Raw genomic sequence first — 20,127 nt, 5'->3', positions numbered from 1 at the left:
ACAAGAGTACTCCTAAGGCAAGAGACTAAACCTTTTTATTACAAAACAAATAAAAGAACCCACTAGCAAAGTGGGTTGAGATATTTAAACTTTAGATACTACCTTAAGATGCAACCGATTATAGGTATTTAGAAGGTCATCCAATTGTTTGCTATATTCAATGGTCGTCGTGGAGGTTAGTCCGTTCTGAGCAACAACCTCAAATAATTCTTGACGTTTCTGTTCAATTAACTGTAGTAGTTCTTGCTTTCCCACGAGCCATTATCCTCTCTGTTTAATATAGTATAATTATACTAACAAATAAAAGTTAATTCAATCACCAATCATAGCCAGCTTTTTCTGTGATTGTTTGGGAGAACCACATAAGATGTACATGTATATTGACACAAACCTGTCATGCTTTGTTAAGGTATAGGTGGTTAAAATTTGCTAAAATAAAGAAAATAGAAACGATGGGAGTTGTTGGGGTTTTGGCAGATGTAAATCTATTTTTAGCTTTCGGTGCAGGCTTTTTATCGTTTATTTCTCCTTGCTGTTTACCGCTTTATCCTGCATTTATATCATATATTACAGGTGTTAGTGTAAGTGAGTTGAAAAACGAGAATACTAAGCTACAATTCAAAAGCTTTTTACACACCTTGTTTTTTTTACTTGGTTTTTCAGTGATTTTTATTGCGATTGGTTTTGGAACCTCTTATATAGGAATGTTTTTTGCCAATTACCAGGATCTAATTCGTCAGCTTGGTGCGATATTAATTGTATTTTTAGGGTTTGTTGTAGTAGGTCTTCTGAAGCCAGAATTCCTGATGAAGGATCACCGTGTATCTGTTAAAAACAGACCTACTGGATATATAGGTTCATTTTTAATTGGATTAGCTTTTGCTGCAGGTTGGACACCGTGCACCGGACCGATTCTTGTATCGGTGATTGCACTAGCAGCTTCGAATCCAGGCTCAGGGATGCTTTATATGATTGCTTATATATTAGGCTTTGCTATTCCATTTTTTATCATGTCCTTCTTTGTAGGGAAATTATCTTGGATTAAAAAGCATAATGTAACGATTATGAAAATTGGTGGATATTCGATGATTGTAATGGGGATTTTCTTATTTTTTGACTGGATGACGAAAATCACTATTTATTTTACTAATATGTTTGGAGGCTTTACCGGATTTTAAGTAAGTCTCTCTGCACAAATCCTGAATTTGTATTATAATTTAAGGAAAGCTTATAACTAACTGGGGGAGAGATGAATGAAAACGAATGATTTAATTTTAAAAACTACTACTAATATTATTGTGTTTATTATATTAGCTTTTTCTTTTAAGTTATTTCTCGCTGGTCATAATATGCCAGGTGGTGGATTTATTGGTGGGCTAATGACATCAGGTGCGATTATTTTAATGTACTTAACATACGGATTTAGTCCGATTAAAAAAGTCATCCGGGTACCTTTTACTGTTTTAATTTCCATTGGTTTAACCATCGCTGTTGCAACAGGAGTGGGTTCTTTTATATTTGATCAACCATTTTTGAGTCATACAGATGAATATTTTTATTTGCCAATTCTAGGTAAAACTCATCTGGCAACAGCCGTTCTTTTTGATATTGGCGTATATTTAACGGTAATTGGTGTAACTATGACTATAATTTTATCTATTGCTGAAGACCAATAAAGGTTCTCTAACCTACAAAATTACATAAGCCTGAAATGATCCTAGGAAAGTGCTCTCAAGGGGGACCAGTTACGTGTCAAAAATTCTGATAGTCGATGATGCAAAATTCATGAGATTAACACTAGCAAATATTATAAAAAAGGGAAATCATCAAGTAGTTGGAGAAGCTGAAAATGGGAAGCAGGCCATTGAGCTTTATGAACAACTTCAGCCAGATTTAATTACTATGGATATTACCATGCCAGAAATGAGTGGGTTAGAAGCGTTAAAAGAGATTAAGAAAAACGATCCCACTGTTAAAATAATTATGTGTTCTGCAATGGGGCAACAAAAAATGGTAGTTGAAGCTATTGAGGCGGGAGCGAAAGATTTTATTGTTAAGCCGTTTGAAGAAAATAGAGTACTTGAGGCTATTAATCGAGTGTTAAGCTAAATAAAAGCCATGTAAGGTTTAAACTTGCATGGCTTTTTGTCTAGTAATATTGTTATAATAAATGAAAGAGTCTTTAGAAGACTTAAAGGAATGAAAAGGATTGATCTCTTTTGTTAGTAATATCATCAATAGCTGCCGTGATTATGGCAACTCTCGTTATTTTTATTAGGATTAAAGCAGCGAAAAAGCCTGCTTCATTAAGAAAAATTATATTGCCTCCAATCTTTATGAGTACTGGCTCGCTTATGTTTCTATTTCCAATGTTTCAAGTGACACCACTACAAGTTATAGAAGCGGTAAGTGTAGGAGCAATATTTTCTATCTTATTAATCAAGACCTCTCAATTTGAGGTTCGAGAAAATGAAATTTATCTGAAAAGATCAAAGGCCTTTATATTTATTTTGTTTGGTTTGCTAATATTACGCATTTTATTAAAAGTGATATTAAGTTCTTCTATTGATGTAGGGGAATTGAGTGGTATGTTCTATTTGTTGGCATTAGGGATGATTATACCATGGAGAATCGCAATGTTTCTTTCTTTTAAAAAGTTAAATGACAAGCTGATCCATCAGCCAACTATTTAAAAACACTAAACCCCCAAAAAAGGGTTTAGTGTTTTTTTTATTAAATGATCGGAAATAAGAACGGACATTTTTAATTAGGTTTATGGAAAACTTTCCCTTTATGAATAAAGGATGAATTGGTACACTTATCATATATACAATCGAAAAGGAATGACAAACATGAAACAAGGTCTTTCAAGATTACTCACAATCCTTGAATATTTACTTCTGGCATACTTTGCGTTTCTTTTTTTACCGTCGTTGTTACCACTTGATCAACTGTTTGATTATCCGAAAGAAATAAGGGAAGCAAAAAATGAAGGATCTTTTTTTGAAGCAGAGGAAGAAGAGCAACTATATTTCGATCGGAAACTGGAATCGAAAGGCCTAATTTATAATTCAGAAACAGATGAAGCTAGTATTATACTAACCTCTCGAAACTTATTTTATCACTCAATACCAAATTGGCCTAAGCTAACGATTGTAACTAGTAAAGGAGAAACGGAGGTCATAACCACCGGTGGAGGTTCTTCTTCAGGTATCCTTTTTACTAGAGGCCATTATGATTTTGAGAAACTACCAGAAGATATTATAAGTTTGACATTATCTTCAAACCGCTACGGTGAGTCTTTTTCCTTTACATATAAAGTTGGTGATCAAGATGAGTAAAAAGTTAGTTTTTCGACTTATACGATGGTCTTTTATTATTATCTTCGCTGCCCTTACGCTATATGGGACTTCATCCCATCCTTTTGATTTAGAAAAATCTGTTCAGGAACCACTTAAATCAATGGAAATGCCATCTGAAGTTGAAGTTATTTCGGTCGTAGAGGAAAACGGTTTATATTCGGTCCTCTTTGAAGATCGTAAGTTTGGTACCTTCCACCAGGTTAATTATAAGAGACCATTAAGATTATTTTGGAATCCTAATGGTGGTTCATATGGAAATGAAAGAAGAGATGAAATACTTTCTAAGTTCTATTGGGGTATGACAACAATTGGTGATAAGAGTTTTTACAAAGTGTATGGCTATACAAATGATCCAAAGGTAAAGTTTATTAAAAGTAATTGGTTAGAAGATGAAAAAGGAATACAGATAGACGAAGATGGATATTTTCATTTTGTCAAAGTAACAGATCAAGAAAACCAGTTCAAAATGGGAAATGTTGCGGTGGATTTCTTTGATCAAGAAGAAAAACTTTTATATAAGCTGGATAATATGAATAATGAAATCATGAATGAATCTCCGGTTGCTAATGTTTATAAAAATAGTAGCAGAGAGATACCTGTAGAATTTGGAAGCGGGGAAGTACTCATTGATTATTACGGTGAAGGAACAGATACAACCGTTCACCTATTTAAATTAGATCCGGAAAGAACCTATGAAATAGCGATAACGAGTGAGGAGCAAGGGGGCATCCTTTTTGGTCCAGAAGAAAATGTTAAGGTTTGGACAGGACGGATTGTTGATGATGTAAGCTTTGTCACAAATTCAGACGGAGAACTTAAAGTCACCATGTTTAATCCAATTAGAGTGTTAGGGGCTAAAGAAAAGCTGCGAGTCAAAATAAGAGAGGCAAACGGAATCAATACCTTGACCACGATTCCTTTTATATTAGAGAAATAAAGAAAACGCCTGAATTCAGGCGTTTTCTTTACTTATAAAAATAAGCTTTCATATGGTGATAAATCAATCTTCTTCTCACGTAATGTTTTAATTAGGAATTTATAATCACGTTTTGGTGTTGCCATAATATATCCTCTAATGACGAGATCTTGTGTAATTGCACTAGCCTTTTCCTCTAAAGCAAGTTCACCGATTTTCCCCGCAATTTTCTGGCGAGCGATATCACGAAATAACTCCGGAACAGGTTTTACTAAGTCCTCAAGAAAATGCTTCTGATCGGCTGGCCAAAGGTGCTTTGTTTTTTCGATAAATTGCTCTTGCCAATCGAGCTCACTCATTCCATCCTCTTTAGGTAATCTCTTCAAGAATTTTCGAAACATGAAAAATCCACCAATACCCATAATGGTAGGCAAGAAGATAATCCAAAATACGGTAAACAATAAAGCCCAACCTTCTAACTGAAACTGCACATCATTCACCTCTAAACTAATCGTACATGCTTCTTATTATCATAAAAAATGACTGATTGTTCAAGTCTTGATTAATTATTATAAAATCTATAAATAAACAGGTCTCGACATAAACAGAGGACATCTGACTAATTCTAAATTTTCAGATAAAATATTAAATTTTGATATTGCTTGATTAACCCCGAAAATTTCCCTTCAGAAGGGATTATAAGACATTAAATAAAAATGTTAACGCTTTCACTAACTAAATGAGCCATATCCTTATGACATGTTTATAAGTGGTTGATTCTTCCTCAGATGATGGTAAGATTAAAGACGTTACTAAAAAAGAGAACAAAAATACGAACAATTTGGGAGAGATTTGATGTTAAAAAATAAAAAGATAGCGTTTTTAGGTGCTGGATCTATGGCTGAGGCAATGATTTCTGGCATCGTTAATGGAAATAAGATTCCTAAAAAACAAATCTTTGTATCAAATAAAAGTAATAAAATCCGTTTAAAAGAACTTGTTACGGGGTATGGAATACAGGGTGTAACAAGAGAGGAACTAGTATTATCGGAAATGGATATCATATTTCTGGCGATGAAACCAAAGGACGCAGAAGCTGTTCTGCTTTCAATAAAAGATCAATTAAAACCACATCAACTTGTAGTATCGGTATTGGCAGGTATTACAACCTCTTTTATGGAACACCACTTACAACATGGTCAGCAAGTGATCCGTGTAATGCCGAATACATCAAGTATGATCGGTGAATCTGCTACTGCCATCTCCATAGGAACTTTTACCGAACGAGAACAAGTCGAAGATGCAATTACATTATTAGAATGTATTGGCAAGGTATTTGAAATTGATGAAGCCCAAATGGATATTTTTACAGGTATTGCTGGTAGTGGTCCTGCCTATTTCTATTATTTAATGGAGCATATGGAACGCGCGGGTAAAGAAGGCGGGCTTGATATGGAAACAACTCGAGAAGTAATGGCTCAAACCATCTTAGGTGCAGCCAAGATGATTTTAGAACAGGATGAAACTCCTACTAAGCTAAGAGAAAATGTTACTTCACCAAATGGAACAACAGCAGCAGGATTAGCAGCACTTGCTGAATTTGGAGGCGGAAAGGCAATTACTCAAGCGATTAAACATGCATCAAGTCGTTCAAATGAAATAAGTGCAGAACTACAAAGAAAGCTTTTAGCAAAAGCACAGTAAAATACTGACAACTAGTTATGAAAACAGGAGTGATACAATGAGCCCAGACGGTATAAAGCATCGGGTTGTAATCAAAATAGGAAGCAGTTCTTTAACAAGTCTGCATGGAGAAATCAGTCGGAAAAAGCTTGAGAGATTAGTAGACGAAATTGTCCAGTTGAAGGATGCTGGACATGAGGTTCTGTTAGTTTCTTCCGGTGCTGTGGCTGCCGGTTATCGTAAGTTAGGTTTTCTTGAACGACCGACTCTATTACCTGAGAAGCAAGCAGCAGCCTCAATAGGCCAAGGACTGTTAATGGAAGCATATTCTGAATTATTTTTATCTCATGGGTACGTAGCGTCACAAATATTGATAACAAGAAGTGATTTTTCTGATGAAAATCGATATCAAAATGTCCGAAATACACTAAATGTTTTGCTAGACAGAGGAATTATTCCGATTGTGAACGAAAATGATACCGTAACAGTCGACCGATTAAAATTCGGTGATAATGATACACTTTCAGCAAAGGTAGCGGGGTTGATTGAATCTGATCATCTCATTATTCTTTCAGATATAGATGGGTTATATGATGCAGATCCTAGAAAAAATGAACATGCTAAACTTCTTGATAAGGTGTACAAAATTACACCTGAAATCGAGGAATCAGCTGGTGGTTCTGGTAGTTCAGTCGGAACAGGTGGTATGAAGTCAAAAATAGATGCTGTCAAGATTGCGATGGCATCTGGTATCACTACCTTTTTAGGAAAAGCTGGCGTACCTAATATCATTAAAGATGCTGTTAATAAAACAGCTGTTGGCACTTATTTCGAGCAATCTAAAGAACATGCTGTCAATCTAAATCAAAAGAAACAATGGATCGCTTTTCACTCCGGTCCTGAGGGTGAAATCACGATTAATGAAGATGCAAAAAAGGTAATTGTTAATGATAAAAATAGCCTTTTTCCTACAGATGTTGTAAAGGTAGAGGGTACCTTTAACAGTGGTGCGGTTATAAAGATAAAAGACGAAAAGAATGTGGCTATAGGCTTAGGGGTTGTAGGCTATTCATCTGAAGACCTTAACCAGCTAGACCCAGTTAAGATGACCACACAACAAACTCCGGTTATAGATTACGAGGATTTTGTTTGCCAATTAGAAGTTCTGTTACCAGTCGGTGTATAAAAGAATAAGGGGGAATTGGATGAGCATAGTAATGAAAACAAATGTTGAAGAACAAGCAATTCTGGCTAAAAAAGCTGCTCGCAAACTTAGTGCATTATCGAATGCAGAAAAAAATGAGGCATTGGCAGTTCTGGCTAGCGAGTTAGAAAAGAACTATGCAGTAATTTTAGAAGCTAATAAAGTAGATTTGGAAAATGGAGAGACGCAAGGTTTTGATTCAGCTTTAATGGATCGATTAGCTCTGACGAAGGAACGAGTTTTTGAATTTGCTAATGGATTACGAGAAGTTGCTGAACTAGAGGATCCGACTGGGCTTGTCAAAACTAGCTGGGTTTTAGAGAACGGACTAAAAGTGGAGCAAGTAACTGTCCCATTAGGTGTTATTGGGATGATCTATGAAGCAAGACCTAATGTAACGGTTGATGCAACAGGACTCGCATTGAAATCAGGGAATGCTATAGTCTTAAAGGGTGGTTCTAATGCAATTTCATCTAATCAAAAAATAGTGGAAGTCATGCATAAGGCTTTAGAAAAAACCAAGATTCCAAAAGAAGCCGTTCAATTTATTGCATCTACAGATAGAGAAGCAACAAAACAGCTGTTTACTATGAAGGAACATATTGATGTTTTAATTCCTCGAGGTGGAGCATCGTTAATCAATGCAGTTGTTAATAATGCTACGGTTCCAGTATTAGAAACTGGAGTAGGTAATTGCCATTTATATGTTGATGTAGAAGCGGATGTTCAAAAGGCGTTATCTATTTTAGTCAATGCTAAAACGGATAGACCAGCGGTGTGTAATGCGGCTGAAACGCTATTAATTCATTCAGCATGGTTTGAGAGATATAACGAGGAGTTAGCAACTACACTTCATGACCACAACATTAAAGTATTTGGTGATGAAACTGTAGTCAAAAATTTTTCTGGTGCAACGCCTGCTACTGAAAAAGATTGGGCAGAGGAATATTTAAACCTTAGTATTGCGATTAAAGTAGTGGATAGTGTTGAAGAAGCGGTTGATCATATTGATGAGTATGGAACAAAGCATTCAGAAGCAATTATTACGGAGAATGCGACAACTGCGAAAACCTTTATGTCTCAAGTCGATGCTGCTGCCATTTACCATAATGCATCTACTCGTTTTACAGATGGTGGTGCATTAGGATTTGGTGCAGAGATCGGTATCTCGACTCAAAAGCTTCATGCCAGAGGTCCAATGGGACTACCGGCTTTAACTACCATTAAATACTTGATGTCAGGTAATGGACAGATTAGATAGAAAAAACATGAAACAGCGGGATTTATTTTCGCTGTTTTTTGTGTGTGAAAATAGCGCTAGTTAAACTAGCGCCAGAGGATCTCTTCCGATCCGAACAATGGTTAAGTGTCCCGCAACGAGCGAATGTGATTCGGAAGAGATCGTTATTATTGTATCCAAATTTATGTTGTCTTATCAAAAAATCTACTGAAGGTTGTTCCAATCTGCGTATGTTCCACTCCCTTCACATCCGGGGCAATCTAAGGTAGAACTCATAAATGCATATTCATGTCCAGCGTAGGAATGAAAGCCTCTTCCATTACATTGAGGGCAATATCCTTTTTCTTTCATTTTAGAGTGATGTTTAACTTGTCTAGTATGGTTCCATTGTGATAAGGCATTAATTAATCCCATTATGTAACTCTCCTTTATCATACGTTTGTAGTAGTTTGAGTATATTAAAGGAGAATTATTCCAAAATAAATGGTTGGCTGTACCAAGGAATAAAGCTTTGCATATAATAATTAAAAAGGGATGAGCATATGAAGAAGCATTATTGTAGTAATTGCCTACAGTTTATTGAGGGAGTCATCTGTGAAACTTGTCAGCTTACAGATCTCAAGGAGATAAATATAGAAATTCATGATCAGAAGGAGCGGAATTAGTGACGATGCTCAATAATTAGGGAGTAGTGTTTACTAACTAAAAAAAATAGTCCAGCCTACTAATGGGCTGGACTATTAGTTATCGATAAAGTTGTTATTTAGGGATTGGCGGGACTGTGTGGGAATCGAACCCACCTAAGACAACACGTGCCTCACAAGCGGTTTTGAAGACCGTGGGGGACACCAGTACCCCATTCAGACCCATTTAATGTGCTCTAATATTATACCCTTCAGATCTCATACAAATCAAGAGAAAACTTTCAAAGTTTAATTACTATAACTATTTACAATATAATTCTATTCCCTTGAAACAAAGACATAATACATGTAAAGTAAATGAAGCAGTAATAAAAGGAAGTGAACAAATGGACAAGCATTTCTATACAGTCGGTATGGCTGGACATATAGATCACGGGAAAACTACGTTAACAAAAGCATTAACTAATGTGGATACAGACCGTTTAAAAGAGGAAAAAGAGCGTCAAATTTCGATTGAACTAGGTTTCGCTCCTTTAGATTTAGGTGATGATTTTATGGCATCTGTCATCGACGTTCCAGGACATGAACGATTTATTCGCCAAATGATTGCAGGAGTTGCCGGAATTGACTTAGTCATATTAGTGGTTGCTGCAGATGAGGGAGTGATGCCTCAAACGAAAGAGCATCTTGATATCCTGTCTTTTTTAGGCATTAAACGTGGTATTGTCGCGGTTACAAAAATAGATAAGGTGGACGCAGACTTTGTTGAGCTTGTTCAAGAAGAAATGAAAGAACAGCTAAAAGGAACTGTCTTTGCAGATTCACCAATGGTTTTGATAGATAGCCCTAAGGGTCTAGGTATTAATGAATTAAAGCAGCAAATTAAAGAAGAACTTATGGTAACAGAAGAGAGAAATGCTAATGGGGCGTTTCGTTTACCAGTTGATCAGGTGTTTACGGTAAAAGGCCAAGGAACCGTTGTTCGTGGTACTGTCTATGAAGGGACAGTTATTGAAGGACAATCTCTGCTAATTTTACCTTCACGGAATGACACAAAGGCTAGACAACTTCAAGTACATCATAAACCAGCAGAAAGAGCAGTGGCAGGGCAACGAGTAGCGATTAATCTTTCAAATATAACAAAAGAAGATATTGAGCGAGGCGATGTCTTAGTAGATAAGGAGCATTTTGTTGTAACTGATACCATTGATATTTCTTTATCCTTTGTAAAAGATTTAAAGCTCTCTGTTAAACAGCGAACTCCAATTAAGTTACACCTTGGAACATCAGAAGTAATGGGGAAGATTGTTTTTTTTGATCGTAATGAAGTTACTGATCATGTTGAAGAAGTTCTATGTCAACTCCGTCTAAACGAAGAGGTAGTAACAAAACGAGGAGACCGTTTCATTCTTAGAAGAGCTACGCCAGTTGAGACAATAGGTGGTGGTTGGGTTATTGATCCAAATGGTCACAAATATAAGTTTGGACAGGAAACTACTGAAATGCTTCAAAAGAAGAAAGAAGGAACTCCTGCAGAGCGGATTAAAGATTTACTAAAGGATAAGAAGTATATACATAAAAAGGAACTACTACAGCAAACCTCTCTAAAAGAAGAACAATTAATGGAACTAACTGCAACTGAACCTGATATAGTGAATGTTCTCCAAGGATTTACTTTGCTCTCTGAAATAAAAGCACTTCTAAGTAAAACAAACGATATTCTAACAAGTTTTCATGATAAACATCCAATGCGATTCGGTATGAATAAGGCAGAGTTGGTTGGTCTATTAAGTCACCAGGTACCAAAGGAGTGGGTTGGCTTTGTCATTGATCAAGCGGTACAAGGCAATGATCTTCAAAAACAAGACCAATTTATTTCTTTAGTCGATTTCGAGGCTACCTATCCTTCAAACTGGTCAAAACGAATTGAATCAATGCTTCAAGAATTGGCAGATGACAAATTGAATGTTAAGTCATGGGAAGAGTATGGGCAAAGTGCTGGCCTTCCTAAAGAGGTTTTTGAAGAATTGAAGCATTTTTTACGTCAAAAAGGTAGACTCTATTTCTTAGACGAAAAACATGCAATAGTTAAATCAACCCTCGAGAGTTCACTAGAAAACTTATTTTCGAACACAGGGGAGTCTTTTGATTTAAAACAAGCAAAGGATTGCTTAGATGTTTCTAGAAAATATCTGATTCCATTCGTTGAATTGCTTGATTCACTAGGAATCACAAAAAGACAAGAACAAATCCGAGTGTGGGTGAGGAATACCATTGATTAAGAAGATTGCTTTTTTTACGCCTTATTTTCATAGCAATAGAGGAAATGCAACGACGACGAAAAGAATCGTTCATGGTCTTCGTGAGGCCGGTATAGATGTTTTTGTTATTCCGTATCTTGAAGAAAGATGGTCAGATGAAAAGGAAGAACAACTAAAAGAATGTGAACTGTATCATATTCTGCATATTTATCGTTTTGCAAAGTGGAATATGTGCCGAGAACTTCCTTTAGATAAACCTTATATCCTTACAAACGGTGGGACCGATATAAATTATGATTTGGCCAATCCTTCTCAAGTAAAAGAAATGGATCATATGATTCAAGAAGCTTCTGCCATTACTGTATTTACAGAGGATGGAAGAAATAAGATACACTCACTTTTTCCTGAAAAGAACATTAGCATTATCCCACAAAGTGTTTGGTTTGAAGAGGATAATACTGTTGAGAAAATCGAACTTCCTACTAATAAAAGACCAATTGTATTTTTGCCTGCTGGTATTAGAGCCATTAAGGATCCTTTATATGTATGGAACGAATTGAAGGAACTAAAAGAGACCTTTCAAGACCTCCAATTTATTATTGCTGGAATCGTTATTGAAGAAGATTTGTATGATGAAATTGCTAAGCTTTGTAAAGAATATGATTGGGTCCATTTTTTTGAGGATGTTCCGTTTAATCAGATGAAGCAGTTATATGAGCAAGCTGATCTTACCATTAATACTTCTGTTACTGAAGGACAGTCATCTTCTATCATTGAAGCCATGTTTAATGATAGTCCCGTCTTAGTAAGAGAGAATGAGGGGAACTTAAGTCTAGTCCAACATGAAAAAACAGGACTTGTTTTCAATACCCCTCAAAGCTTTCTTAAACAAGCTATTGAACTTCTTACAAATAAGGAATTAGCGAAAACTCTCTCCAAAAACGGGAAAGACTATGTTCTAGAGCATCATTCTTTAGAAAAAGAGATTCAAGAATACACAAAAATATATAATCAAATTACTTGAGCAAGTTAATAGACAAACGGAACTTACTTTTTTATGATTAAGAGCGTCGATACATAACTGAGGAGGAAGTAATTTGAAAAAACTTTGGTTTATTATGATTATTGCACTATTTGCAGTTCTAACTGCATGTGGTGGAGGAAATGAAGAAACAGAAGAACAGGTTGAAAACACAGATGAACAAACAGGCTCTGTTGAGCTTGAAAAGCTTGTTGTAGGAGTTATACCATCATTAAATCAAGGTAATATGCAGACTGCGATGGATAAACTCAGCAAGCATTTTGAAACTGAATTAGACATGCCGGTTGAAATCACTGTATATCCAGATTATCAGGCGGTTGTCCAGGCGATGACTTATGATGAAGTTAATATGGCTTACTTTGGTCCATCAACATACATTGATGCAAATGAACAAAGTGGTGCAAGAGCAATCATGACACAATTGATTGATGGAGAGCCGTTTTATTATTCTTACATCATCACACATAAGGATTCACCCCTTACATCAATTGATGACTTAGTGGCACAGAGTAAAGACTTAACATTTGCTTTTGGAGATCCAAGTTCAACGTCTGGATCATTAATTCCTAGTATCGAGCTTAAGAAGCAAGGTGTATTCACTAACCAAAACGAGCACGAGTTCGGAAACCTTTTATATACAGGCGGACATGATGCAACAGCTTTAGCTATTGAAAATAACCAAGTAGATGCTGGAGCTATTGACAGTGCGATTTTTAATACGTTGAAGGAAAATGGGAAAATCGGTGACAATTTTAAAGTAATATGGGAATCAGAAAAGCTATTTCAATATCCATGGGCAGTAAGCCAGGCAGTTAGTGATGATCTTGTGACTAAGATTCAAGATGCTTTTTTAGCTGTTGAGGATCAAGAAATTTTAGATGCATTTGCTGCTTCAGGATTTACAAAAGCTACAGATGCTGATTATGAAGCAATTCGTGAGGCAAAAAAAGAAGCAAAGTAATAAAAATAACCAAGCTAATGAGACCATTAGTTTAACTTTTAGCATACAGATGCAGCAAAGCTTCATAGTGTGAAGAAGCTTCACTGACGGTTCGTGCAGATAAAGAAGGTGTTAGAATGAAACACATGAATAAATGGTCGTTGGCAATACTGTCAGCGGCTATTCTTATATGGAGTGGATACGGTGTAGAATTTTCTTTTCGAGAATTCTTGCAAATCGGAAAAACCATTGATTTCTTCCATGATCAGTGGTGGCCACCTGATTTTTCCAATGCCAAATATGCTTTAGAGGCGTCTGTCATTACTCTTCAGATTGCAATCATGGGGACATTTTTAGGATTAATCTTTGCTTTACCCCTAAGCTTTCTTGCTGCTTGGAACACAGCACCAACAAGATGGATTTATAATGCTACGAGAGGTCTATTAAATTTCTTTCGTTCTGTTCCAGAGATTGTATTTGGTTTGCTATTCGTCCCAACCTTTGGTCTAGGTCCTTTCCCAGCTGTATTGGCAATTGCTCTTCATAATATCGGGGTTTTGGGTAAATTGATCTCCGAATTAATTGAAGCGTCTGAAGAGGGACAACAAGAAGCAGTAAGATCAGTTGGGGGGAAGAGATTGCTTGTTATTACTTATGGGATCCTTCCACAAATAATTCCAAACATCATTTCTCACTACTTCTATAGATTGGAAGTAGGGATTAGAGCATCATTAATTCTCGGCTTTATTGGTGGTGGAGGAATCGGTAGTATGCTATTTATTGATTTTAAAATTTTAAATTATCAAATGGTTGCAACCGAAGTACTGTTTATCATGTTACTTGTAATGATTGTAGATTATATTGGTGCTATTATCCGTAAGAAGGTGATTTAATGCTTGAGGTTAAGAACTTACAAAAAAAATATAATAAAGCAAGTAGCCCGGCATTAAATGATGTGAGTTTTTCCATACAGCAAGGTGAATTTGTTGCGGTACTTGGATTAAGTGGTGCAGGAAAGTCAACGTTAATTCGTTGTATTAATCGTTTGGTTGAACCTAGTTCAGGTGATGTAATTTGGAACAATCAATCGATTCTTACCTTTAAGGGTGAACAACTCAGGAAATATAGGAGTTCAATCGGGATGATTTTTCAATCATTTAATCTAATTGAGAGAATGTCAACCCTAACCAATGTGTTGGTTGGATTTCTTGGTGCCATACCACTGTGGCGAGGACTTTTTTTTCGGTTTACGAAGGAGGAAAAGAGACAAGCCTCACAAGCATTAGAACGTGTTGGATTAAAGGATTTTGCTAGTCAAAGGGTTAGTAAGTTAAGCGGTGGGCAACGTCAAAGAGTAGCGATTGCCCGGTCACTAGTCCAAAGGCCGAAGATTATTTTAGGGGACGAACCTGTAGCGAGTCTTGACCCTAATACATCTGTACAAGTGATGTCTTTGCTGAAGGAAATAAATAACCAAGACCGTATTACAATGGTAATCAATTTACATGATGTGAAGCTTGCTAAAGAATTTGCAACAAGAATTATCGGTATTTCCAACGGGAAAGTCGTTTTTGATGGAAAACCAGATGAACTTACACAAGAAGATTTAGAAAATATCTATTAAAAAACAGAGACCTAAAAAATGTCTCTGTTTCTTTGTATTATTATCTTTTAGCATATAAGCAGCATTCACGTTTTTCTGTAACCTCACCGACAATGGAAGCCTCAGCAATCCCGTTTTCATGAAGTTTTTGAACATATACTTCTGCTTCTTCTTTCGGTAAGCTTACTAATAATCCACCAGAAGTAACAGCATCACATAAGATGAACCGTTCTTGCTCTGTTAACGCATCGTCATATACTACTGCTTCGCTTAACCATTCGTAGTTTGACTTTGTTCCACCAGGAATAATTCCTTGATTAGCAAGTTCAATCGTTCCATCGAGTAATGGAACTTGGTCAAAATGAATTGTCAAACTCACATCACTGCCTCTTGCAATTTCACTAGCATGTCCCAAAAGACCAAAACCAGTGACATCAGTACCTGCATTAGGATTAAGACCTTCTAGACATTCTGCGGCCACCTTATTTAAGCTAGCCATCGTTTCAGTTACTTTTTGGAGCTGTTCTGGTGTTACAGCATCACGCTTTACTCCTGTTGTCAAAATGCCCACACCAATCGGTTTTGTTAGGACAAGAGAGTCACCAGGTTTTGCACCCACATTTTTGAGGATTTTATCTGGATGAATCAAACCTGTTACAGAGAGACCAAATTTAGGTTCTTTATCATCAATGGAATGACCACCGACAATCAATGCACCTGATTCCTTTGTTTTATCTGCAGCGCCTTTAAGGATTTCAGCTAAAACATCTGGTCCTAGCTCTTTAATAGGAAACCCGACAATATTAAGTACAGTTTTTGGCTTACCGCCCATTGCGTATACATCACTAAGTGCATTTGCGGCAGCTATTTGACCAAACATATAAGGATCATCTACAACAGGTGTAAAATAATCCACTGTTTGTATTAAAGCTATTTCATCTGTCAATTTATATACACCAGCATCATCAGAGGTATCAAGTCCAACTAATAAGTTTGGATCATGTTCTCTTTCAGGTAATTGACGCAACACTTGCGCCAGGTCACTTGGACCAATTTTGCATCCTCAGCCAGCTTTTGAGGAAAGTTGAGTTAATCTTACTTTATCTTTGTTTGTCATGTGAAGCACCTCCTGAGAGATAGTATATCTTGTTTACGATTATTTTTCCAAAGATGATGACTCGGAATACAAAATTTTGCTTCCAACTGAAACTTGTACTAAAATTAATAACAAACCATGCAAAAGGAGGAAATTACAAATGAGCTTTAAAATAAAAGTTGAATTTTGTATGCAGTGAAACTACGCGCCAAAAGCTGCGAGTTTCGCAGAAGAATTATTCAGTCATTTTCGCCATGAAATCTCAAGTCTAGAATTAGTTCCTACCGGTAGAGGGGCGTTTGAGGTTATTGTAAATGATGAAAAAATCTATTCTAAGCTTGATGTAGGTGTTTTCCCGAAAACTTCTGAAATCATTGAACTACTATCAAAATAATAAAATTAGAAGGAATCGCGTTTTGATTCCTTCCTGGTCATTGAATTTTGATTGTCCGAAGTGGCTTCTTTCTTCTTTTCCCTTTTTTTTGGATCGTAATCTCTAAACACTCATTGTTCAAAGAAGCTTGGATCTTTCTTTTGCATAGGGAAAAGGGAAGCGTAACAAAACGACTAATCTTCTTACTATTTTTCTTTAGAATTAGATGAAGTCCATCCTTTACGACCCTAAGGGAAATCTCTTCTTTGTTAAATTCTTTTATAATCGCTTCGATAATATAAGTGGATTCTGTTTCAAATAAATCCATTCGGATTCCGTCATTATTTCCGTCAGAAAAAGGGTCGATCACAAATTGAGCCATCCATTCCTCTACTCCATCTACCTCAAGTAATAATTCATCATTTAATTCTTCATTCATGACAAGCCCTCCAACTTGTTGTTACCAATAAAATATTCTTAACAATTGAAAAAGTGTGGACTTTTATATAGGATAATTGATGTGTTTTAGAGTTCCTCTTAATTTGTGCTAGAACCAAAGCCGTCTTATAATAAAACTATTGTGAAATCGGAGGGACGAATATGAAAGAGTATTTACGATTTTTACCACCTGTTCATGAGCTACAGAAAAATGAACAGCTACAATTATTAGTTGAGAGTACAAACGTACATCCAGAGAAATTAACAACATTACTTCAAGAAGAAATCAATCTTCTTCGTAAAAAACTATTAGAAGGAAACTGGGAGTATGAAACCCCAAGTAAGCAACTCTTTACGAGCTATTTATTTGATCGACTTGAAAACAGTGCAAAACAATATGGAAAGTACTATTTACGTAAGGTAATTAATGCAACAGGAACAATATTACATACCAATTTAGGTAGGGCGCGCTTAAGTGAGGATGCTATAAAACATATTGGCGAAGTTGCTAAATATTATTCAAATTTAGAGTATAAGATCGAAGAAGGAGAGCGGGGATCTCGTCACGATATTATTGAAGGATTAGTCCGTGCTGTTACAGGGGCAGAAGCTGCAATGGCGGTTAACAATAATGCCGCTGCTGTTTATTTAATTCTCCGTGCCCTTGCCCAAGATAAAGAGGTTATTGTGTCTAGGGGACAACTTGTTGAGATTGGTGGGTCTTTCCGAGTCTCTTCCATTATGGAAGAAAGTGGTGCACGTTTAGTGGAGGTAGGAACCACTAATAAGACACATTTATACGATTATGAGAACGCAATTAATGAAGAAACAAAAATGATCATGAAGGTTCATACTAGTAATTTTAAAACGATTGGTTTTACTAAGAGTGTGTCTACTCAAGAGTTAGTTGGTCTAACAAAGGAACATAGAGATATCATTTTTTACGAAGATTTAGGTAGTGGTGTTCTCTATGATTTTCGGAAACATGGAATTGGTGATGAACCAGTAGTTAGTGAAGTTCTGCAACAAGGTGCTGATTTAGTCTCTTTTAGTGGGGACAAGCTTTTAGGTGGTCCACAGGCTGGAATTATTGCAGGTAAAAAAGAACTGATTCAACAACTTAAAAAACACCAGTTGGCTAGAGTGTTACGGGTAGATAAGCTAACATTTGCAGCCTTAGAAGCAACCCTTTCTGCATATTTAAAAGGGATGGACAAAATAATGGAAATTCCGGTTATTAGGGAGTTATTGATAAAACCTACAGAGATTTTACAAAAAGCAGAACAATTTATATCCTTTTTACATGAAACACAATATAAAGTAGAAATAGAAAAGAATGTTTCTCAAGTAGGGGGAGGAACAATGCCAGAGGTTGAATTACCTACATTTACTGTTACTCTAAAACATCCTTTTAAAAATGCGGAACTCTTGAGTAAGGAGCTCCGCCAAAATGAAACATCTATTGTAACTAGAGTCAAAAACGATCATATTATATTAGACTTTAGAACAATACATGAATCTGAAATCACTGAAGTGGTTAAAGCGTTTAAACAGCTTATTTAACTACATATCATGTCCTTGGTTGTTCTTCTGACGAGTATGGTTATGATTCTTCACTTTTTTAGAACCACTTAAAGGTTCAGGTTGACTCGTATTTTCATCTTTTCTATGTGGCTTTTTGGCCATAATGACATCCCTCCTTTAATCATTAGGATGAAATAAATTATTGTTTTTATTCTTCACATCTTTTTTCGGTTAATGTCGAAAACTAATAGGGCATTATCTTAAAAAGGAGTGAAATTCGTGCCATATCATAAAAATAAGCAACAAGCATTCCAGGCTGCGCAACAAGGCACTCATCAAGCAAAAGACATATATGAAAACATGGAAGTTACAGGTGGAGACTATGGAGAACAACTCAAGCGTTTGATCAATGAAGTAAATGAAGCAAAAGAACAAATTTCAAATGCTCTTGAGGTAACCTCTGAGACACAAAGGGACCAACTACAGAAGTTTGAACAAGATTTAGATCGTATTGTAGAGAATATAAATAGTGAGAAATAACCAGAAAGATAGCCGTTGCGGCTATCTTTTTTTAAAATGTGTTTATTAACTTTAGATAGGATATAAAAAAGAGGTAGAAGAAACATGGTGCCGGAACGTCCGAATTCTAATGGAAGTGGTAATATAGTTACATTAAATCCGCTTTAGAACGAAAGCTGAAAATGGAAAAAATTCACCGTAGTAGCATCCTAATAAAAAATGATATATTGGTTCTCTGCTCGAAATGCTTCTTATAGATAATCAATTGGAAAAAAGTTCAACTTGAATTAATTCTATGAAACATGATATATTGGTTGTCCGCTCCAAAAATATGATTGAGATAATCAGTGATCAGTTAAATGGAAAAAAGTTCATCTTGAATTAATTCTATGAAACATGATATATTGGTTGTCCGCTCCAAAAATATGATTGAAGATAATCAGTGATCAGTTAAATGGAAAAAAGTTCATCTTGAATCTATTCTATTAAACATGATATATTGATTGTCCGCTCAAAAAACATGATTGAAGAAAATGAGTGATTACAGTTAATTGGAAAAAAGTTCACATTGAATGTAATCTAGTAAACGTGATATACTAATTCTCCGCTCAACATGAAGAGCTATGAGTTCTTTGAAAACTAAACAAAACGTCAAGCGCGTTGGTATTCTATTAAATACCAACGACAAATATTTAAATGAAGGTTATTTTCGCTAACGCGAAAAAACCTAGCCGGTGTAAATGAGCAATCAAACACTTTATTGGAGAGTTTGATCCTGGCTCAGGACGAACGCTGGCGGCGTGCCTAATACATGCAAGTCGAGCGAATCTCTTCGGAGATTAGCGGCGGACGGGTGAGTAACACGTGGGCAACCTGCCTGTAAGACTGGGATAACTTCGGGAAACCGGAGCTAATACCGGATAATTTCAGATACCTCCTGGTGACTGAATAAAAGATGGCTACGGCTATCACTTACAGATGGGCCCGCGGCGCATTAGCTAGTTGGTGAGGTAACGGCTCACCAAGGCGACGATGCGTAGCCGACCTGAGAGGGTGATCGGCCACACTGGGACTGAGACACGGCCCAGACTCCTACGGGAGGCAGCAGTAGGGAATCTTCCGCAATGGACGAAAGTCTGACGGAGCAACGCCGCGTGAGCGATGAAGGCCTTCGGGTCGTAAAGCTCTGTTGTTAGGGAAGAACAAGTACCGTTCGAATAGGGCGGTACCTTGACGGTACCTAACCAGAAAGCCACGGCTAACTACGTGCCAGCAGCCGCGG

General features: G+C 36.4%; 23 protein-coding genes, 1 tRNA gene and 1 rRNA gene (1 of these 25 only partly in view). 18 read left to right on the top strand and 7 right to left on the bottom strand.

Annotated features, from left to right (window positions below):
* Positions 1–84: 84 nt before the first annotated feature.
* Complete coding sequence (locus M1D60_RS13655) at positions 85–255, bottom strand: Spo0E family sporulation regulatory protein-aspartic acid phosphatase (protein ID WP_456275392.1); 171 nt, start codon at positions 253–255, stop codon at positions 85–87.
* Between the two features lie 197 nt (positions 256–452).
* Here M1D60_RS13655 and M1D60_RS13650 point away from each other — a divergent pair, with 197 nt between their 5' ends.
* From M1D60_RS13650 to M1D60_RS13625, 6 genes are all read left to right on the top strand, one after another.
* A complete protein-coding gene (locus tag M1D60_RS13650; RefSeq protein WP_456275391.1) occupies positions 453–1,178 on the top strand; it encodes a cytochrome c biogenesis CcdA family protein in 726 nt (241 codons plus the stop codon).
* Between the two features lie 75 nt (positions 1,179–1,253).
* Positions 1,254–1,676, top strand: a complete 423-nt coding sequence (locus M1D60_RS13645) for a Na(+)/H(+) antiporter subunit B (protein WP_456275390.1) — start codon at positions 1,254–1,256, stop codon at positions 1,674–1,676.
* A gap of 73 nt (positions 1,677–1,749) precedes the next feature.
* Positions 1,750–2,109: a response regulator gene (locus tag M1D60_RS13640; protein ID WP_456275389.1), complete on the top strand. Its 360-nt coding sequence runs from the start codon at positions 1,750–1,752 to the stop codon at positions 2,107–2,109.
* A gap of 143 nt (positions 2,110–2,252) precedes the next feature.
* Complete coding sequence (locus M1D60_RS13635) at positions 2,253–2,693, top strand: CcdC family protein (protein WP_456279448.1); 441 nt, start codon at positions 2,253–2,255, stop codon at positions 2,691–2,693.
* A gap of 159 nt (positions 2,694–2,852) precedes the next feature.
* The gene (locus tag M1D60_RS13630) at positions 2,853–3,341 is read left to right on the top strand and encodes a hypothetical protein (RefSeq protein WP_456275388.1); all 489 of its coding nucleotides are present in this window, start codon (positions 2,853–2,855) and stop codon (positions 3,339–3,341) included.
* Positions 3,334–4,299 (top strand): hypothetical protein, encoded by a 966-nt coding sequence (locus M1D60_RS13625; RefSeq protein WP_456275387.1) that lies wholly within the window; start codon positions 3,334–3,336, stop codon positions 4,297–4,299. Before M1D60_RS13630 ends, M1D60_RS13625 begins: the two co-directional genes overlap by 8 nt.
* A 32-nt stretch (positions 4,300–4,331) precedes the next feature.
* Here M1D60_RS13625 and M1D60_RS13620 read toward each other — a convergent pair whose 3' ends face one another.
* Positions 4,332–4,700, bottom strand: coding sequence for a DUF2621 family protein (locus M1D60_RS13620; protein ID WP_456279447.1), 369 nt, complete (start codon positions 4,698–4,700; stop codon positions 4,332–4,334).
* 433 nt (positions 4,701–5,133) lie between these two features.
* Between M1D60_RS13620 and proC the strand changes: the two genes are divergently transcribed.
* From proC to M1D60_RS13605, 3 genes are read left to right on the top strand one after another with little or no spacing between them, the layout of a single operon-like run.
* Positions 5,134–5,982 carry a pyrroline-5-carboxylate reductase gene (proC, locus tag M1D60_RS13615; RefSeq protein ID WP_456275386.1) on the top strand — a complete coding sequence of 283 codons (849 nt, stop codon included), beginning with the start codon at positions 5,134–5,136 and terminating at the stop codon, positions 5,980–5,982.
* Between the two features lie 37 nt (positions 5,983–6,019).
* Positions 6,020–7,147, top strand: coding sequence for a glutamate 5-kinase (proB, locus tag M1D60_RS13610; protein ID WP_456275385.1), 1,128 nt, complete (start codon positions 6,020–6,022; stop codon positions 7,145–7,147).
* A 19-nt stretch (positions 7,148–7,166) separates the two neighbouring features.
* On the top strand, positions 7,167–8,426 hold the full coding sequence (locus M1D60_RS13605; protein ID WP_456275384.1) for a glutamate-5-semialdehyde dehydrogenase: 1,260 nt from the start codon (positions 7,167–7,169) through the stop codon (positions 8,424–8,426).
* Between the two features lie 183 nt (positions 8,427–8,609).
* On the opposite strand, the gene M1D60_RS13600 is transcribed toward M1D60_RS13605, so the two are convergent.
* Positions 8,610–8,819, bottom strand: coding sequence for a methionine aminopeptidase (locus tag M1D60_RS13600; RefSeq protein WP_456275383.1), 210 nt, complete (start codon positions 8,817–8,819; stop codon positions 8,610–8,612).
* Positions 8,820–9,176: 357 nt separating this feature from the next.
* Positions 9,177–9,273 (bottom strand) — tRNA-Sec (locus tag M1D60_RS13595).
* A 162-nt stretch (positions 9,274–9,435) separates the two neighbouring features.
* Between M1D60_RS13595 and selB the strand changes: the two genes are divergently transcribed.
* From selB to phnC, 5 genes are all read left to right on the top strand, one after another.
* On the top strand, positions 9,436–11,331 hold the full coding sequence (selB, locus tag M1D60_RS13590) for a selenocysteine-specific translation elongation factor (protein ID WP_456275382.1): 1,896 nt from the start codon (positions 9,436–9,438) through the stop codon (positions 11,329–11,331).
* Positions 11,324–12,334, top strand: a complete 1,011-nt coding sequence (locus tag M1D60_RS13585; RefSeq protein ID WP_456275381.1) for a glycosyltransferase family 4 protein — start codon at positions 11,324–11,326, stop codon at positions 12,332–12,334. The genes selB and M1D60_RS13585 overlap by 8 nt, the downstream gene beginning before the upstream one ends.
* A gap of 73 nt (positions 12,335–12,407) precedes the next feature.
* Positions 12,408–13,313 carry a phosphate/phosphite/phosphonate ABC transporter substrate-binding protein gene (phnD, locus tag M1D60_RS13580; protein ID WP_456275380.1) on the top strand — a complete coding sequence of 302 codons (906 nt, stop codon included), beginning with the start codon at positions 12,408–12,410 and terminating at the stop codon, positions 13,311–13,313.
* A gap of 116 nt (positions 13,314–13,429) precedes the next feature.
* On the top strand, positions 13,430–14,185 hold the full coding sequence (phnE, locus tag M1D60_RS13575) for a phosphonate ABC transporter, permease protein PhnE (RefSeq protein WP_456275379.1): 756 nt from the start codon (positions 13,430–13,432) through the stop codon (positions 14,183–14,185).
* Entirely contained in the window at positions 14,185–14,916 is a 732-nt protein-coding gene (gene phnC / locus M1D60_RS13570) for a phosphonate ABC transporter ATP-binding protein (RefSeq protein ID WP_456275378.1), read from the top strand. The genes phnE and phnC overlap by 1 nt, the downstream gene beginning before the upstream one ends.
* A gap of 40 nt (positions 14,917–14,956) precedes the next feature.
* Here the strand turns inward: phnC and selD are convergent, their stop codons facing one another.
* Entirely contained in the window at positions 14,957–16,012 is a 1,056-nt protein-coding gene (gene selD, locus M1D60_RS13565) for a selenide, water dikinase SelD (RefSeq protein ID WP_456275377.1), read from the bottom strand.
* Between the two features lie 238 nt (positions 16,013–16,250).
* On the opposite strand from selD, the gene M1D60_RS13560 reads away from it, so the two are divergent.
* Positions 16,251–16,385: an Rdx family protein gene (locus M1D60_RS13560; protein ID WP_456279446.1), complete on the top strand. Its 135-nt coding sequence runs from the start codon at positions 16,251–16,253 to the stop codon at positions 16,383–16,385.
* Between the two features lie 37 nt (positions 16,386–16,422).
* On the opposite strand, the gene M1D60_RS13555 is transcribed toward M1D60_RS13560, so the two are convergent.
* The gene (locus M1D60_RS13555; protein ID WP_456275376.1) at positions 16,423–16,803 is read right to left on the bottom strand and encodes an Hsp20 family protein; all 381 of its coding nucleotides are present in this window, start codon (positions 16,801–16,803) and stop codon (positions 16,423–16,425) included.
* A gap of 161 nt (positions 16,804–16,964) precedes the next feature.
* Between M1D60_RS13555 and selA the strand changes: the two genes are divergently transcribed.
* A complete protein-coding gene (gene selA, locus M1D60_RS13550) occupies positions 16,965–18,365 on the top strand; it encodes an L-seryl-tRNA(Sec) selenium transferase (RefSeq protein WP_456275375.1) in 1,401 nt (466 codons plus the stop codon).
* Here selA and M1D60_RS13545 read toward each other — a convergent pair whose 3' ends face one another.
* Positions 18,366–18,488, bottom strand: a complete 123-nt coding sequence (locus tag M1D60_RS13545) for a small acid-soluble spore protein P (RefSeq protein WP_456275374.1) — start codon at positions 18,486–18,488, stop codon at positions 18,366–18,368.
* Between the two features lie 117 nt (positions 18,489–18,605).
* On the opposite strand from M1D60_RS13545, the gene M1D60_RS13540 reads away from it, so the two are divergent.
* Both M1D60_RS13540 and M1D60_RS13535 read left to right on the top strand, forming a co-directional pair.
* Positions 18,606–18,866 (top strand): hypothetical protein, encoded by a 261-nt coding sequence (locus M1D60_RS13540; RefSeq protein WP_456275373.1) that lies wholly within the window; start codon positions 18,606–18,608, stop codon positions 18,864–18,866.
* A gap of 736 nt (positions 18,867–19,602) precedes the next feature.
* A 16S ribosomal RNA gene (locus M1D60_RS13535) occupies positions 19,603–20,127 on the top strand (it continues 1,014 nt past the right edge of the window).

The organism is Bacillus sp. AK128 (assembly GCF_053903075.1).
The sequence above is the reverse complement of the archived record's forward strand: the minus strand, read 5'-3'. Positions and strand labels throughout refer to the sequence as shown.